This is a genomic window from Halalkalibacter nanhaiisediminis (assembly GCF_007830185.1).
Taxonomy (GTDB): Bacteria; Bacillota; Bacilli; order Bacillales; family Bacillaceae_D; genus Halalkalibacter; species Halalkalibacter nanhaiisediminis.
Genome location: NZ_VLKZ01000003.1, coordinates 289,749 through 305,236 on the forward strand (window position 1 = coordinate 289,749; position 15,488 = coordinate 305,236).

A 15,488-nucleotide genomic window follows, 5' to 3' on the forward strand; every position below is an offset into this window, starting at 1 on the left:
TGCATAGATTCCTCACTACGGGGTAATGAATGAAGGGAGGCATTTACTTATACATATAGGAGATGATCATAGACATGGATAAACGTCTACTAGATGTTGTGATTATAGGAGGAGGACCTGGTGGATTAAGTACAGCTCTGGTGCTCGGAAGATCGCGTCGAACGGTTGCTTTAATTGATGACGGTAAACCGAGAAATGCGGTGACACATCTGTCTCATGGTTTTCTCACAAGAGATGGAGTGAAGCCATTTGAGCTTCGAAGCATAGCAAGAGAACAGTTGAAACCGTATAAAACGATTAGTTTGTATGATGATTACGTTGAAACGGTTCAGTATGAAGAAAGTCACTTCAAAACGATAACACGAAATGGAGACATTTTTTTGAGTCGGAAAGTAATGGTTGCAACAGGATTAAAAGAGGAGCTACCTCCTATCCCTGGGCTTGATGAAATATATGGCACATCTGTTTTTCCATGTCCTTATTGTGACGGTTGGGAACATCGTGATCAGCCGCTTGCCGTCATTGGCAATGGGGAAAAACTACTTAACTACACAAAAATGATTCATCATTGGAGTAAAGATTTAGTTGTTTGTACAAATGGTCCAGCATCAATTACGCAACAGGAAAAACAGGAGCTAACTCATCATCATATTCGACTTGTTGAATCACCTATCAGGGAACTAATGTCAAGAGGCGGTCAATTAAATCAAATCATATTCCAAAGCGGGGAGACAATTAAAAGATCTGTAGGCTTTCTTCTTGATACAGGTGCAAAACAAGCAACGATGATCCCGCAGCAGCTAGGAATAAAACTTGATGAATTAGGAAGCTTTGAAACAAAGGGACATGGCACAACAAACGTGAAGGGTCTCTTTATTATCGGTGATGCAGCAAAGCGGTTCACTGGATTAATTGGTGCCGCTAGTGAAGGGTACGCGGCAGGGGTTGTACTGAATCATGAACTAGTCGAGGAAGATTGGAATTCTTTTTTATAAAACCAGCGCTCGCTTATAAATGAACGCTGGTTTCATGTTTTTAAGACCTCTGATAATTAAGAAGCCAGCCAATACCATATTTATCTGTAACATTTGCATGCAATGCACCCCAAAAGGTTTCCTGCAATTCAACTGATACCTGCCCTCCTTCAAGCAAGGACTGATACACGCGCTTAATCTCATCTTCACTGTGACACTCTAATGTGATTTTGACATTATCTCCTTTCGTTACTTCACTAAAAATATCCGAAAAATGAATGATGCTCTCACCGAGGTGGAGCTCAGCATGCAAGTACTTTCCTTCATGTTCTTTAAATGCCTCCATTCCATCTGCTTTTTGAACATTCTTGATTTTCCCCTTTAGAATATCGCGGTAATATTCAATGACTTCCTCACAATTTTCAACAAAAAGATACGGGTTTGCCTTGATCAACTATGACAGCTCCTTCCGAAGGTTAATCTTTTCATATTATCCTCCACACAAGTATGAACATCCCCTCGTGGTATTATTTTTTTAAAAAGCTCATGTCTTTTGGGATTATGATAAATTGAAATAGTTATGGTTAAAGAAATGAGAGGGGATAAATAGATGTTTAACGATTCCTATACATTAATCACTGGCATGTCTGTTGTTTTAGAAACAGAGATTATACGAGAAGGGTATGTACTAATCAAAAATGACACAATAGTTGATATAGGAACACTTCCTTTGAAGAGCAAACTTTCGAGTAATACAACGATCATTGAATGTGACCCTGCTCTTACATTGATTCCTGGTTGTATCGATCTTCATATCCATGGCTGTTACGGAGTGGATGTCATGGATGGAACAATCGATGCTTTGCAAACAATGGCACAGTCTCTAGTAAAAGAAGGAACAACGAGCTTTTTAACGACAACGATCACACAATCGGAGGATAAGCTTGAGAGAACGTTAAAAAATGTAGCCAATTATATGAAGGAACAGGAACAAATAGTAGGGGCTGAAATACTCGGTATTCATCTAGAAGGTCCTTTTATTTCTGAAAAAAGAGCAGGAGTTCAGCCAGTAGAACATATTCAACAACCAGATGTAGACCTTTTTAGGAAATGGGATGACTTGGCTAGTAACGAAATCAAAATCATCACCTTAGCCCCCGAAAAAGACAAAGATTATCAGTTGATCAAGACTCTTTATCAGCAAGGTAAGATCGTTTCCATCGGTCATTCTGATGCAACTTTTTCTGAGGTAGTAGAAGCGATAGAAGAAGGGGCTCAACATGTGACTCATCTTTACAACGGAATGCGAGGGTTTCACCATCGTGAGGCAGGGGTTGCTGGAGCAGCTCTTCTTAAGGGTGAACTGTATTCTGAATTAATCGTTGACGGCATTCATAGTAGTAAGGAAAGCATTCAGCTTGCATGGAGCTTAAAAGGACGAGAAAAACTGATCCTTATTACGGATTCGATGAGAGCAAAAGGATTAGAAGACGGAGAGTATGAGCTTGGAGGACAAGTCGTACACGTAAAAGAAAATAAAGCGATGCTCGAGGATGGGACACTTGCAGGCAGTACATTAAAAATGAATGAAGCACTTAAGAAGATGCAGGCATTCACAGGTGCGTCGCTATTAGATGTCATTTACATGTCCTCAACATTACCAGCAAAGCGGCTGAAAATAGATGATCGAAAAGGAAGTATTGCGATTAATAAAGATGCTGATCTTGTTTTGATAAATAGCGATTTCGACGTTCAGAAAACATGGTGCAAAGGTCAAATTGTATGTTCGAGAATAGAATAAAAGATAAGCTGAATGAAATGCAAAAACCATGACAGTAAGACTACATACGAACGATTTGGAATCAGTTACAATAAATAAAAAAGCGGAAAGAGTGATGGCATTGAATCGATTAAAAATGGGAGAAAATCGTGTCATTGATTTTACGTATATTTTAGGCCTTTCACTTGTCATTGCAGCAATCGTGTATTTTTTTGCGGCTAATTGGGGTGGTCTTGAACGCGCAGAAAAAGTTGGCCTCATTACGCTACTTTTAGTTGTTTTTTATGGATTAGCTTTTCTTTTTGCCCAAATGTTAAGATTCAGGCCGCTTGTTGGGCAGCTTGCATTGTTTGCAGGGGTCATGGCTTTTGGTGTCAGTGTGGCGTTACTTTATCAAACGTACAATTCTCATGCAGATAGCTATCTTTTGTTTCTTGTTTGGCTCATCCCGTCTTTATTATTTAGTGTGATCACACGCTTACAACCCTTTTATCTTTTATCGTATGTACTTGTTCATTTAACATTTGCCTTTTATGTGTTTCCGACAGCGATCTCGTTTTATCGAACAGAAGGAGAGATCATTCTTTATTTGCTATTTCTTGGGCTGATCAATGCTGGTCTATTTCTTCTTATAAAAAAGAAATTGCTTCGATCACCGATTTTGCTATATCTCTCGTTTATAATGTTCCATGTGATTTGGCTTGGACTAACGATGCGGTGGGTTTTTGAATCATATAGCTTCATCTTAAACTTAACGTATTTCGTCATTTTAATCGGCTCTCTTTATTGGTTTGTCAAGGTTGAAAAAGTTCGTGTTTATATTATACTTACGACACTTGCAATAGCCGTCTATAGTTCAAGGTGGGTATTGAGTTGGATGCTTGTTTATGCCTCGGAAGGGATTTTTCTTCTTGTCATTTTACTTGCTGTCGCTCTAGTTGCGAAAACGGTTTATTTTATAAAGTGGTCAAAACAAGAGCAAGCAGAAAAGCCCTGGTGGCAGAAATTACTTGTTACTGTTGTCAGTATTGTTAGTTCGTTGCTAGCAACAGCTGCTTTTGTTGGTTTAACAAGTTTTTATTATGGAATTTTTCTCTCTTCTTTATATGTGGGGATGGCCGTTGCGATTATGCTTGTTGTCATCTTACTTGGAAACAGGATCGAGGAGACGGTTACTCATACACTAATTTATGTTGGACTATTGCTTGCGATCGCATTTGCATGGGATATTTCAAGCATTCTTGCGATTCTTTTTCTTAGTTTGCTACCGTTTATTTGGAAAAAAACCGAAAGTACGATTATACGAGTATTCGTTCATCTTGGGGTGAATCTTTTTATCATTGTGATAATGATGACTCATCCTTTAAGTGCCGAACAACTCACCTATTTACTTTTGTTCTTTAATCTTGCGCTGATGCTAGTTAGCTTCGTCATTAGCAAAGAAAAGGAAAAACGTATTCTTCATCGAAATGCGCTTTTTTATAGCTTGCTTTTTGGCTTTATATTAACGTTTTTACATGATGCGCATCCAGTACTCTATTATGTGTATAATGCAGGCTTCTTTATCATCACAACCTATCTTGCCTTTCGTTATCTCAAACGTAACGAGACACTACGTTTAAGAATGGTGCTATTATTTTGGTTCGCGTTTCTGTTTTATAAATATTATGACTTAATTTGGCAGCTTCTTCATAAGTCAATTGCGCTTTTTATTCTTGGCGCTGTGTTCTTGATCGTAGCGCTTATCTTTGACCGTCGCGAGAAGAGAGAACGACTTGAAGAAAACGTTTTAACGCGAAAAAGGCTACCGATTTTGCTTGTTATTGTTTTGCAACTTGGTTTTATTGGCTTTCAATACGTTCAAAATGAAAACGTACTGGCCAATGGTGAGCTGATTAAGTTGGAGCTTGAACCAGTTGATCCTCGTTCACTTATACAGGGTGATTATGTCGTATTAAATTATCACATTTCGCAAATCGACGAATTGGCTGATCGTTTTCAAGCAGGGGAAAAGCTCAAGCTTGTTCTCGCACCTAATGAAATGGGTGTGTATGAGTATACAGGTGTTTATCAGTATAAAGGAGAATATAGCCGACCATATGTACCAGCTGAGGATGATGTACTCATTCATGCTAAGGCAAATGGCTGGGGTAGCTTCATTTACGGAATTGAATCGTATTTTATTGAGGAAGGCACAGGTGCTGAAATTGAAGAGAACGCGACATACGCCTATGTTAGGGTGGCTACGAATGGAAATGCATTATTAGTTGAGCTGGAATAGTTAGATTTTACTTGAGACGAAAAAGTTGATTAAAAATTAATCAGCTTTTTCGTCTTTTTTAAAAGAAAAGAAATATTAAGTTCGATGATGTCTAGCTACTGCGGCTAGCCGTTCGAAGTTGCTTTAGCCTGTAAATGATTGCAAAAAAAGCTGGCAACACATTGACAGGCTTCTAGTATTTCTCACGTCTGACTAAGGCGCTTTTGCTTTTCATATTAGATATGACGGTTTTTTGAATGGAGATTTTTTCTCTTGTAGAAAATCTTCCATTATGCTTGAGAGGACGACCTTTTCCTATATAAGATAGAGTAAACCAATAAATGGTTGTCGGTGTGGTTATTTTGTTCAATTAATAAAATGGGAAGGTGTGATGACCTTGTTAGAGCAGTATCTTGAAGAAAAGTTTGGAATCATGAAAGAGGATATTCTCATTTCACCGACAACAAATCAGAAAAAAGTCGTTCAGGAATTGCTTCTCGAGGTCGAACAAGACGGACGGACTGAAAATGTGTTTGGGAAGATTGAACAATTAAAAGTACTTGGTCGTAAAGGTGTGATTGTCTATTTGAATGGATTATCAGATCAAACGTATAGAGCAAAATGAAGGGTGAACAGAATACAAGTCGCCTCATTATCGAGGGGACTTGTATGACAAAGTCTAAAATTTTAAGTAGCTCAATTTTGAGGAGAAACAGAGTAGATAATCAGGCCGAATCACACAGTGATTCGGTCTCTTTGGTAGTTTAATTAATAACGGAATTGAGGATCCAGCAAATCAGTAAAGAGGATCCTTATTCCGTTAAAAGGGAAAAAAGCTGTTCCAGAAAGGATAAAACGGATTCTGGTTCCGCTAAAAGGGCAAAATCACTGGAATATAAGATTGAAAAAGCCAAATAGCGGAAAGAGGAACCGAAACCATGCTTAAACCGAGGAGTTTAGAGGAAATAACGGAATGAGGATCCGGCAAATCAGTAAACTGGATCCTTATTCCGATAACACCTCAGTTAACATTGCCGAATATGCGGGTACTTGATGTTGCAAACAGAATGTGTGGGTTAAGCAAAGTTTTTTCTATAGAACGTGAGTGGTTTTAGCCGAGTTTTGATAAGATGCGGTCAACCTTAGCAAAGTTTTATTATAATAATGAAAATGATTCTCTTATTCAATTAGTACTAGATTTCGCTACATATAATCATTATAATATAATTGATAATGATTATTGATATTAATGTTAGAGAAGAGGATTTAGCGTGCAAGAAACGGACACTGGTTCATTTCAACATCATATAGAAGACATAGAAGAGAAGAAATGGAACTCTCGCCCAATTGTTGCACTACTTATTATAATAGGTGGTCTTGTCGCTTTACTTTTTAGCATTGGTTTCTCGATCGCATTTGGCGCAGTAGATATTCATTTAGCTACAGTTTGGTCGGCGGTATTCCATTTTAATCCTGAATTGACTGCACATCAAATCATAATTGAGCTGAGAATGCCAAGAGCTTTAACAGCAGCCTTAGTTGGAGCTTTTTTAGCGGTCTCTGGTGCGATAATGCAAGGAATGACACGTAATCCACTCGCTTCACCGTCCATTATGGGTGTAACAGATGGAGCTGCATTTGCCATTGCCATTGCTCTTGCCTTTTTTGCAGGAACTACTTATATAGAAATAATGTTTTGGTCATTTGCAGGAGCAGGGCTAGGAGCGGCTCTTGTTTTTATGATTGGTGCTTTTTCCAAAGGTGGTTTAACACCTGTTAAGCTAGCGCTTGCTGGTACTGCAGTTGGAGCCCTTTTGAGTTCTTTTTCTACGGCGATTGGGATTCATTTTCGAGTTGCTCAAGATCTAAGTTTTTGGTTTTTTGGAGGAGTTGCTGGAACGAGCTGGACGAGTGTTCAATTGCTTTTCCCTGTCGGCGCAGTCGGCTTAATTCTAGCCTTTATGTTAGCAAGATCGATTACGGTTCTTAGTTTAGGGGATGAAGTGGCAAAGGGACTTGGGCAACACACAATGATTGTGAAAGTACTTGGAACAATTGTTGTCCTTGTCCTAACAGGAGCTGCTGTCTCGGTTGCAGGTGCAGTAGGATTTATCGGGCTAGTCATTCCACATATTACGCGCTTTTTAGTCGGTCTTGATTATCGTTGGATTATTCCATGTTCAGCGGTCCTTGGAGGTTTGCTCCTTGTCCTTGCCGATATCGGTGCGCGGATGGTTAATCCTCCATTTGAAACACCAGTCGGAGCGATTACGGCGCTTATTGGTGTTCCATTCTTCCTTTACCTTGCACGACGCGATGGGAGGGGATTGTAGTGGACCACATCAATGCGAAAACTAAGCGACCATTATTTGTCCTAACTGTGTTGGTTGCTTTGATTATGACTGTATTCTTTATTAGTTTAAACAGCGGTGTTGTTCAGATTACTCCGCTTGATGTCTTGAAAACATTTGCGGGACTTGGGACGGAAAAAGATCAATTAGTCTTATTTGATTTTCGCTTACCAAGAATGATTATCGCTCTTTTAATTGGTGCAGGTCTTGCTGTTTCTGGTGCGATTTTGCAAGGCGTAGCCCAAAATGATTTAGCTGATCCTGGAATTTTAGGAATTAATGCAGGAGCAGGATTTGCGGTTGTCTTATACATTTTCTTCTTTCAAGATTCGCTCACTGGTTTGGGAACAATTTCGATTTTTATCATGCCATTCTTTGCTTTACTAGGGGCGGCTGTTGCAGCTTTTCTGATTTATACGATCGCTTGGAAAAGTGGGATCACCCCTGTTCGATTAATTTTAGTTGGAATTGGTGTTAATGCTGGTTTTGCAGCAGCTTTAATTTTATTCCAATTGAAAATGGATCCACGTGATTTCATGCAAGCAACGGTTTGGATATCAGGAAGTATTAGTGGAAGCAATTGGACATTTGTGCTAGCTACCTTACCTTGGATACTCGTTTTCATTCCACTTGCGATCTATAAAGCGAGATTTTTAAACATCTTAAACCTTGGTGATCAATTAGCGACTGGTTTAGGTGTACATGTTGAAAAAGAGCGGAGAATAATGCTCATTGTAGCGGTTGCCTTAGCAGGGGCGTGCGTGTCAGTCGGTGGAGGGATTGCGTTTCTAGGACTTGTTGCCCCGCACCTAGCACGTCGAATTGTCGGGCCGAAACATCAAATATTGATCCCAACATCAGCCTTGATGGGAGCTTTGTTGTTGCTGATTGCTGATATGATTAGCAGAACGATTTTGACGCCGACTGAACTACCTGTTGGTCTTGTTGTTTCAGCATTAGGTGCTCCGTATTTTATTTATCTTTTAATGAAAACAAATTAATTAGAAGGAGGACGCTCGTATGGTCAGTCTAGCAACGAACGAGTTAAGTATTTCATATGGTGAGGTCGATATTGTCAAGGACTTGAACCTTTCGATACCAGAAGGAAAAATCACGACGATGATTGGACCAAATGGTTGCGGAAAGTCGACCATCTTAAAAGCGTTGGCTCGTCTTCACCCGTCAAAATCAGGTGTTGTGTATTTAGACGGAAAAGCTATCCACAAAGAATCAACAAAGGCCATTGCTAAAAAGATGGCCATTTTACCGCAAACACCAGAGGCGCCAAATGGGCTCACTGTTACTGAATTAGTTTCTTACGGGCGTTTTCCTCATCAAAAAGGGTTTGGGAAATTAACAGATAAAGACCGACAAGTGGTGAGATGGGCTTTACAAGAGACTGGGATGCTTGAATTTCAAGAGCGGCCAATCGAAGCATTATCAGGAGGTCAGCGTCAACGAATTTGGATTGCAATGGCGCTTGCACAAGAAACAGAGCTTTTATTATTAGATGAACCGACGACGTACTTGGACCTTGCTCATCAGCTTGAAATCTTGCAGTTATTAGAGAAGTTAAATAGAGAACAAGGAAGAACGATTGTGATGGTTATTCATGATCTCAACCATGCTGCACGCTTTGCTCATCATATGGTTGCTTTAAACAAAGGGACGATTATGAAAGAAGGACAGCCAGAAGTCGTAATGACTTCAGTTGTATTGCAGCGTGTGTTCAATATTGACGCCGAAATTATTACAGACCCACGTACGAATAAGCCGATCTGTCTGACGTATGACTTACTTGGAAATGAAGCGGGACAGAAAAGTCGTGAACTTGTTCATGCCTTAGGTTAATGAGAGATAAGAAGACTAAAAGGAGAGTATGTGACTATGCAAATGAGTCAATGGATGAAAGACATAGAATCGCACTTTTTTCTAAATACGACAGATCAACAAATGATTCATCAAGAAATAGCGCTAGCTGACTTACTTGATAAGAAAAAAGCACAATCCTTTTTGCAAGCTTATGGAAAACAAATTACAGCAGTGAATTTGCATGCTCCGTCTACTTATTTTAGCAGTAACCTAGGCATTGCCTGCTCTGCTTATATCACGACACTTGCGCTGAATCACTACCGACTTCCAATGACAGCAAAGTCGCTAAAAATTCAATTGTACTTTAATGAAGAGCAACAAGCCGATCGGATGGCGATAAAATTAGATTCTGATCAAGGCGTTCAAGGAGAACATTCTGCGGAGTGGAGAAGAAAGCAACTTGAAAAATTGATCGAAGAAACCGTCACCCCTGTGATCCAAAGCTTAGCTAATGCAGCAGATTATCGCGTTCGTGAGCTATGGGGACAGTTTACAAATGGTCTAGAGTACGGGAAGAAAGTAGCTTTAACTTTGGCTAAAACAGATACAGAAAAAGAACGCGTTCTCTCCGACTTTCATTGGTTGACAAGAGTGGCAAGTCCAAGTCTTTTTCAAAGCAAAAAAAATGCCTTAGATTTTCCATATATCGAAGTCGAGAGTCCAACAGAACCTGGTGTGATGAGACGAATGAAGCCAACGTGCTGTCTCTTTTACCAAACAGAATGTGGAACAAATAAATGCTATAATTGTCCACGATTAACCCCAGAAGACAGGGAAAAACGCAAGCAGGAGCTTCTTGCAGTGAAAGTGAAATAATAGGCTATTCAAATCGTCTACTTTCCTTTCATCTTCGGAAATCTGTTAAAATGAAAGAAGATCAATGTAGTTAGGAGACGGTTGAATGACACAAACAAAGCAAACTCAAAAAAATATTAAATTAATAGCCATTGATATGGATGGAACGTTATTAAATGATCGTCATGAAATTTCAGACGAAAATCGTAAAGCGATTAGAGAAGCGGAGGAAAAAGGTATTCATGTGGTCATTAGCACAGGCCGCACAAGAATAACGTGTGATGAATTAGTCAACTCTCTTTCACTTAGCTCTTATCTCATTACTGTGAATGGCAGCGAAATTTGGGATGAATCAGGTACGCTCGTTGAACGGCAGCTGCTTGATACAGCATTTATCGAACATATGTGGAGCTTGAAACAAAAGCATCAGACATACTGCTGGGCGGCATCTGTTGGCAAGGTTTGGAGAGATGAATTCCCAGAAGCAGAAGATGTTGCTAATCACGAGTGGATGAAATTTGGCTTTGATATTCAAGACGACAACGTACGCGATATCATCTTAGCAGATTTAAAGAGAAATCCTGCGCTTGAGATTAGCAACTCAAGTCCAACGAACCTCGAAATCAATGCAGCAGGAGTCAATAAAGCTAGAGCAATCGAAAAAGTATGCAAGCGCATAGGCATCACGATGGATGAGGTTATGGCAATGGGAGATAGCCTGAATGACTTAGCGATGATTAAAGAGGCAGGCTTTGGTGTCGCAATGGGCAATGCTCAACCAATTGTAAAAGAAGCGGCTGATTATGTGACAGAAACGAATGTTGAGGACGGAGTAGCTCGGGCAATTCGTCAGTGGGCATTATAATTCTTCCTATGTTTAATTCATTTATGTAAAGGGAATATAAAAGAAAACATTATAGGAGGCGTTGTAATATGAGTAAGCTCTTTCGTCTTGTTAAAATAGGAATGGTTGTCTACCCTTTTGTTAAAAAATTCTTGGCAAAACGTAAGAATAAATCAATGAATAGCGGTGCAGGACAGCGTTAATTGTTGAAAAGAGGTAAGCTATGTCCATGTTGTGGACTAGCTTACTTTTTTGTTTTGGAAACCATAAGATCACTAATGTCCTGTGAATAAATCGCATTTAATGAGAAGGAAAAACACCCTAACTGTATTCGCGTGCCTACAGCTAGGGTGTTAATACATGCTTATGTGTCGTTACTTCGTACAAGTACATTATAGATTAATTTGTTGGGTATAATTTTTAACAACCAGAATAACTTTACCTTCGTCTAATTTCTCTTCTAATTGCTCTGCTTCTTGGTGAGTAAAACCAAGCTCTTCAAATTGCGCACGAAGCTCATCGCCTTGTTTGCGAAAAAAATTTTTGATAGTCGTACCGATGCCAACCTCGTTTGTACCAACTGTATTTGCATCCGCATGACGTGCAATTCGGTCTGTACGCTCATCGTCGTGAGTAATGACATAAATATCATCTTCAGGCACACCGTCTGCTTTCAATGTATTAACTGCTTGTACAACTTCCTCTTCATTTTCATAATGTTTGTAATATGGATTCATTTTTATCGCCTCCTTGCAAAAATAAATACCCGAGTTAAAAAGAATAAAACATAAAAAATTAAAATTAGGATCATTTCATGAATGTATTAGATGAAAGCATTTTATTGGATTAATACATTTTATTGCTCTAAAATGAGGACTGAATCAACTCACTATCAAATTTATATTAACTAATGTAAAAAAGTGAGATGATACAAAAGTTTGAGAAAGAATGAAAGAGAAATAAGAGGGTAAAATGACTATTGGATTTGAAAAAAGCTGCGATCTTTCCAGTAATGGTCTTCTCATTCATGATTGCACACGTATTTGTATAACATGAAGATGAAGTAAGCAGTAATTAAAATGATGGAGTGATAAAATTGGCTAAAAACTATGAAAAATTATTTTCTGAAATCGACATTGCTGGCTTAACGCTAAAGAATCGGGTTGCTTTAGCGCCAATGACGCGTATTAGTGCAACCGATAATGGAGTCGTAACAGAGCGTATGGAAAAGTACTACACAAAATTTGCGAAGGGTGGCTTCTCGCTCATTATTACGGAAGGAATCTATCCTGATGAAAAATATAGCCAAGGCTATTTTAATCAGCCAGGTATTGCAAATGATATTCAAGCAGCTTCTTGGAAGAACGTGATTGAAAGCGTCCACGAACAAGACAGTAAGATTATTGCCCAATTAATGCATGCTGGAGCACTCTCACAAGGAAATATTTATCAAGACAGTACGATTGGACCATCAGCAGTAAAACCAAAAGGCAAGCAGCTTGCTTTTTACAAAGGTGAAGGTGAGTTTGCATTACCGAAAGAAATGACGCTTGAGGATATTCAAGATGTGAAAAATAGCTTCGTAAACGCAGCAAAAAATGCTAAAGAAGTTGGATTTGATGGCGTGGAAATTCACGGAGCCAATGGGTACATCCTTGATCAGTTCTTGACAGATTACACAAATCAACGAACGGACGAATACGGTGGATCAACGGAAAAGCGCGTGAAATTATTAGTGGAAGTTACGCAGGAAATAAGAAAAGCTGTAGGTGAAGATTTTACTGTAGGTATTCGAATTTCTCAAGCGAAAGTCAATGATCCGCATCACAAATGGGCTGGAAAAGAAAAAGATGCTGAAATTATTTTTAGTAGCTTAGCAAATGCAGGGGTAGATTTTATCCATATTACGGAGCCAAAAGCCAATGAAGCAGCATTTGAGGGTTCAAGTGTTACGTTAGTTGACCTGGCTAAACAATACGGTCAAGTTCCTGTAATAGCAAATGGTTCTTTAGAGAATCCAGATAAAGCTGAGCAAATGTTAGCGACAGGACATGCTGATCTGATTACTCTTGGTAAAGGTGCATTAGCGAACCAAGATTGGCCGAATAAAGTAAAGCATGGTGAGCCGTTAGAAGAATTTAATGCGCAGAATCATTTATTACCAATTGCCGATGTGAAAGAGCGAGAAATGTAAGAAAGACATGTATGTGAATGAAGTCGACATGCTCGCTTATTGACTCTTTTTTATGCTCATAATAATCAAAACAAACAAATGTTTAACGAAATAATCATGTACAAGCCACCTGCTAATGATATACTTGCAGGTGGCTTTATCTGTTTAAGAATGTCATTTATACAATTTCTATTTTTGTCTAATGAAATGAACACTTTGTATTAGAATAAAAGATAAGAGCCTTATCAAAAATACTCTTAATGAAACCAAACTAACTGTGCTTTCGTACATAATTATGGAGGTGATAACGTTGAATAAACGAAAAACAAATAGATTGCTTAAAGGAATCATTGGCACAACTGTTGCCCTATCTGGTTTAACTGCTTGTTCATCAAATGTGCAAGAGGAATTATTATCAGTACCAGAGGAAACAAATGCTAACCCGCAGACTTCTCCTACAGAGCCGCCTCCATCACCAGAGGAAGCTGATTGTGAAACATGGACCTGGGACGAGGAAGCAGGAGTGTACCAATGTGCGGAAGAAGGATCTGAGAACTATGGTCATTACTATTCCGGTGGTAGTTGGTTTCCAACAATTGCTGCATTTATGGCAGGGCGAGCATTAGGAGGCAGCGGAATTAATAACAACAATAATGCAGCCAATAATCCTAATCAACCAAATCAAAACAATGCTTCAAATCAACAACCAAATCGTACAGATCAAGTCTCGAACCCACGATCAGGTATGGGGAGTGGTGGTATCTTTGGAGGATAGTTATAGTCGAAAGAGAAATAATTTTTATGCAAAGCTGCCCTCATTTTGGGATCGTCTATACGGGATGGAATATGCCCTTTACGATGCTCACAGTATGAAAAGGTCAAAAGCAGGTGAAATACGAGAAGCGACAAAAGCTGCATACGCCATTTATAAAAAATTCAATGCATTACTAAGAAGTGTACCAGATGAAACATTTCTCGATTTAGGTTTTCCGATTTATGCAATTCCTTTTCTGCGTTTGAAAGCTTTGCCTTATGATACCGTTATCGGCCGGTTTGATTTTGTAAAAACAAATGAAGGACTAAAAGTAATCGAATTTAATTCAGATACACCTACGTTTATTCGTGAAGTATTTGATATTAATGGACACGTTTGTGATGAGTTTAACTTAGAAAATCCTAATGAAAAGGAAGACGAGTATTTAGGAAGAGCGATTCGTAACAGTGTGTTCCATTGTGCAAAATCAGTTGGTGTTCATGGTCATCCGTATGTCGTTTTCACCGCTCATGAACATGATAGTGAAGACAGGGAAACGATGAAGTACTTAATGAATGTAGCCAAAATAAAAGGCGCAACATTCATTCCTTTAAAGGATATTCAGATTGATGCAAATAGTGGTGTTTATGATCCTTTTGGGAACCGAATTGACATTGTCTATCGTCATACATACCCTTTGGAAGCATTGCTTCAAGATATGACAGACGATCGTTATCCAATTGGCCTTGAATTTATGAAATTAGTAGAGCAGCATAAAGTTGGGATGCTAAATCCACCATCTGCTTTTCTCATGCAGAGTAAAGCAGTCATGGCAGCGATTTGGGGAATATATGAACAGCGCCATTCTTTTTTTAACGCGGCTGAGCATGAGATAATTGGACGCTACTTTTTACCGACCTATCTTGATGAAGAGCCATTTATCGAATCAGGTGAAAAGTATGTAGCAAAACCTGCATTTGGTCGGGAAGGAGATACGGTTGAAGTGAAGCAACAGGGAAGGGTGTTGTTTTCACAAAAAGAAAAGACATATGATCACTATGTAAAAGTGTATCAGAAGTATGTAGAGCTCCCGCTATCAACAATTCAGACTGAAAAAGGGCCACTAGACGCTCATTTACTTATAGGAAGCTTTATTATTAATGAAAAACCAAGTGCCTTTGGTATTCGTGCAGGGGCAAAAATTACCGACAATTTATCTTATTTTTTACCTTGTGGAGTGAAGGGAGAGACGTAAATGGATCTTACATATTATTTGCAAACGCTTGACCACTTTTTCATCTATTTAGTTACTTCAATGGTGCTTTTCTTAATAGGAACGTATATTTTTAAATGGATTACACCTTATTCCGAGCGCGCATTAATCAAAGCAGGAAATATCGCTGTCTCTTTAAAACTACTCGGGAAAATGGCTGGACTAGTCGTTGTCCTACAGTCAGCAATTCGTAGTTCTATTAATTTGATTGATCTAGTTTTATGGGCGTTGATTGCGATTATTGTGCAAATCGTTCTTCATTTAGTCATTGAATATGTGTTTACGCGCAATACGAATTTAGCCAAAGAGGTTGAAAATGGAAATACGGCAGTTGGACTATTTTTAGGGGGCGTTTCGGTACTCGTTGGATTAATCGTCGCTGCCACTATTAGCTATTAAGAGGAGGACGTTA

General features: G+C 39.0%; 15 protein-coding genes. 13 read left to right on the forward strand and 2 right to left on the reverse strand.

Going from position 1 to position 15,488, the window contains the following annotated elements:
• Positions 1-74 precede the first annotated feature (74 nt).
• Entirely contained in the window at positions 75-995 is a 921-nt protein-coding gene (locus IQ10_RS06780; protein WP_144449714.1) for an NAD(P)/FAD-dependent oxidoreductase, read from the forward strand.
• A 40-nt stretch (positions 996-1,035) separates the two neighbouring features.
• Here the strand turns inward: IQ10_RS06780 and IQ10_RS06785 are convergent, their stop codons facing one another.
• Positions 1,036-1,428, reverse strand: a complete 393-nt coding sequence (locus IQ10_RS06785; protein WP_144449715.1) for a VOC family protein — start codon at positions 1,426-1,428, stop codon at positions 1,036-1,038.
• A 156-nt stretch (positions 1,429-1,584) separates the two neighbouring features.
• Between IQ10_RS06785 and nagA the strand changes: the two genes are divergently transcribed.
• The 8 genes from nagA to IQ10_RS06825 all read left to right on the forward strand — a co-directional run bounded on the left by nagA (position 1,585) and on the right by IQ10_RS06825 (position 10,897).
• Positions 1,585-2,775, forward strand: a complete 1,191-nt coding sequence (gene nagA, locus IQ10_RS06790) for an N-acetylglucosamine-6-phosphate deacetylase (protein WP_199757391.1) — start codon at positions 1,585-1,587, stop codon at positions 2,773-2,775.
• 100 nt (positions 2,776-2,875) lie between these two features.
• A complete protein-coding gene (locus IQ10_RS06795; protein WP_158640003.1) occupies positions 2,876-5,035 on the forward strand; it encodes a GDYXXLXY domain-containing protein in 2,160 nt (719 codons plus the stop codon).
• Between the two features lie 370 nt (positions 5,036-5,405).
• Entirely contained in the window at positions 5,406-5,639 is a 234-nt protein-coding gene (locus IQ10_RS06800) for a hypothetical protein (RefSeq protein WP_158640004.1), read from the forward strand.
• 691 nt (positions 5,640-6,330) lie between these two features.
• A complete protein-coding gene (locus IQ10_RS06805) occupies positions 6,331-7,347 on the forward strand; it encodes a FecCD family ABC transporter permease (protein WP_144449879.1) in 1,017 nt (338 codons plus the stop codon).
• An 8-nt stretch (positions 7,348-7,355) separates the two neighbouring features.
• Positions 7,356-8,366: a FecCD family ABC transporter permease gene (locus tag IQ10_RS06810; protein WP_199757398.1), complete on the forward strand. Its 1,011-nt coding sequence runs from the start codon at positions 7,356-7,358 to the stop codon at positions 8,364-8,366.
• A 19-nt stretch (positions 8,367-8,385) separates the two neighbouring features.
• Positions 8,386-9,216, forward strand: coding sequence for an ABC transporter ATP-binding protein (locus IQ10_RS06815; protein WP_144449718.1), 831 nt, complete (start codon positions 8,386-8,388; stop codon positions 9,214-9,216).
• Between the two features lie 36 nt (positions 9,217-9,252).
• Positions 9,253-10,053 carry a hypothetical protein gene (locus tag IQ10_RS06820; RefSeq protein WP_144449719.1) on the forward strand — a complete coding sequence of 267 codons (801 nt, stop codon included), beginning with the start codon at positions 9,253-9,255 and terminating at the stop codon, positions 10,051-10,053.
• A gap of 85 nt (positions 10,054-10,138) precedes the next feature.
• The gene (locus IQ10_RS06825) at positions 10,139-10,897 is read left to right on the forward strand and encodes a Cof-type HAD-IIB family hydrolase (protein WP_144449720.1); all 759 of its coding nucleotides are present in this window, start codon (positions 10,139-10,141) and stop codon (positions 10,895-10,897) included.
• Between the two features lie 371 nt (positions 10,898-11,268).
• Here IQ10_RS06825 and IQ10_RS06830 read toward each other — a convergent pair whose 3' ends face one another.
• Entirely contained in the window at positions 11,269-11,613 is a 345-nt protein-coding gene (locus IQ10_RS06830) for a YflT domain-containing protein (protein ID WP_144449721.1), read from the reverse strand.
• Between the two features lie 359 nt (positions 11,614-11,972).
• Here IQ10_RS06830 and IQ10_RS06835 point away from each other — a divergent pair, with 359 nt between their 5' ends.
• From IQ10_RS06835 to IQ10_RS06845, 4 genes are all read left to right on the forward strand, one after another.
• Positions 11,973-13,070, forward strand: coding sequence for an NADH:flavin oxidoreductase (locus IQ10_RS06835; RefSeq protein WP_144449722.1), 1,098 nt, complete (start codon positions 11,973-11,975; stop codon positions 13,068-13,070).
• Between the two features lie 289 nt (positions 13,071-13,359).
• Positions 13,360-13,824, forward strand: coding sequence for a hypothetical protein (locus IQ10_RS18000; protein ID WP_158640005.1), 465 nt, complete (start codon positions 13,360-13,362; stop codon positions 13,822-13,824).
• The gene (locus IQ10_RS06840; RefSeq protein ID WP_158640006.1) at positions 13,814-15,058 is read left to right on the forward strand and encodes a glutathionylspermidine synthase family protein; all 1,245 of its coding nucleotides are present in this window, start codon (positions 13,814-13,816) and stop codon (positions 15,056-15,058) included. The genes IQ10_RS18000 and IQ10_RS06840 overlap by 11 nt, the downstream gene beginning before the upstream one ends.
• Complete coding sequence (locus IQ10_RS06845) at positions 15,059-15,475, forward strand: DUF350 domain-containing protein (protein ID WP_144449724.1); 417 nt, start codon at positions 15,059-15,061, stop codon at positions 15,473-15,475.
• Positions 15,476-15,488 lie beyond the last annotated feature (13 nt).

Coding starts and splice junctions, on each gene's coding strand:
- IQ10_RS06780 (WP_144449714.1), top strand. CDS start 75: ATGGATAAACGTCTACTAGATGTTGTGATTATAGGAGGAGGACCTGGT.
- nagA (WP_199757391.1), top strand. CDS start 1,585: ATGTTTAACGATTCCTATACATTAATCACTGGCATGTCTGTTGTTTTA.
- IQ10_RS06800 (WP_158640004.1), top strand. CDS start 5,406: ATGACCTTGTTAGAGCAGTATCTTGAAGAAAAGTTTGGAATCATGAAA.
- IQ10_RS06815 (WP_144449718.1), top strand. CDS start 8,386: ATGGTCAGTCTAGCAACGAACGAGTTAAGTATTTCATATGGTGAGGTC.
- IQ10_RS06820 (WP_144449719.1), top strand. CDS start 9,253: ATGCAAATGAGTCAATGGATGAAAGACATAGAATCGCACTTTTTTCTA.
- IQ10_RS06825 (WP_144449720.1), top strand. CDS start 10,139: ATGACACAAACAAAGCAAACTCAAAAAAATATTAAATTAATAGCCATT.
- IQ10_RS06830 (WP_144449721.1), bottom strand. CDS start 11,613: ATGAATCCATATTACAAACATTATGAAAATGAAGAGGAAGTTGTACAA.
- IQ10_RS06845 (WP_144449724.1), top strand. CDS start 15,059: ATGGATCTTACATATTATTTGCAAACGCTTGACCACTTTTTCATCTAT.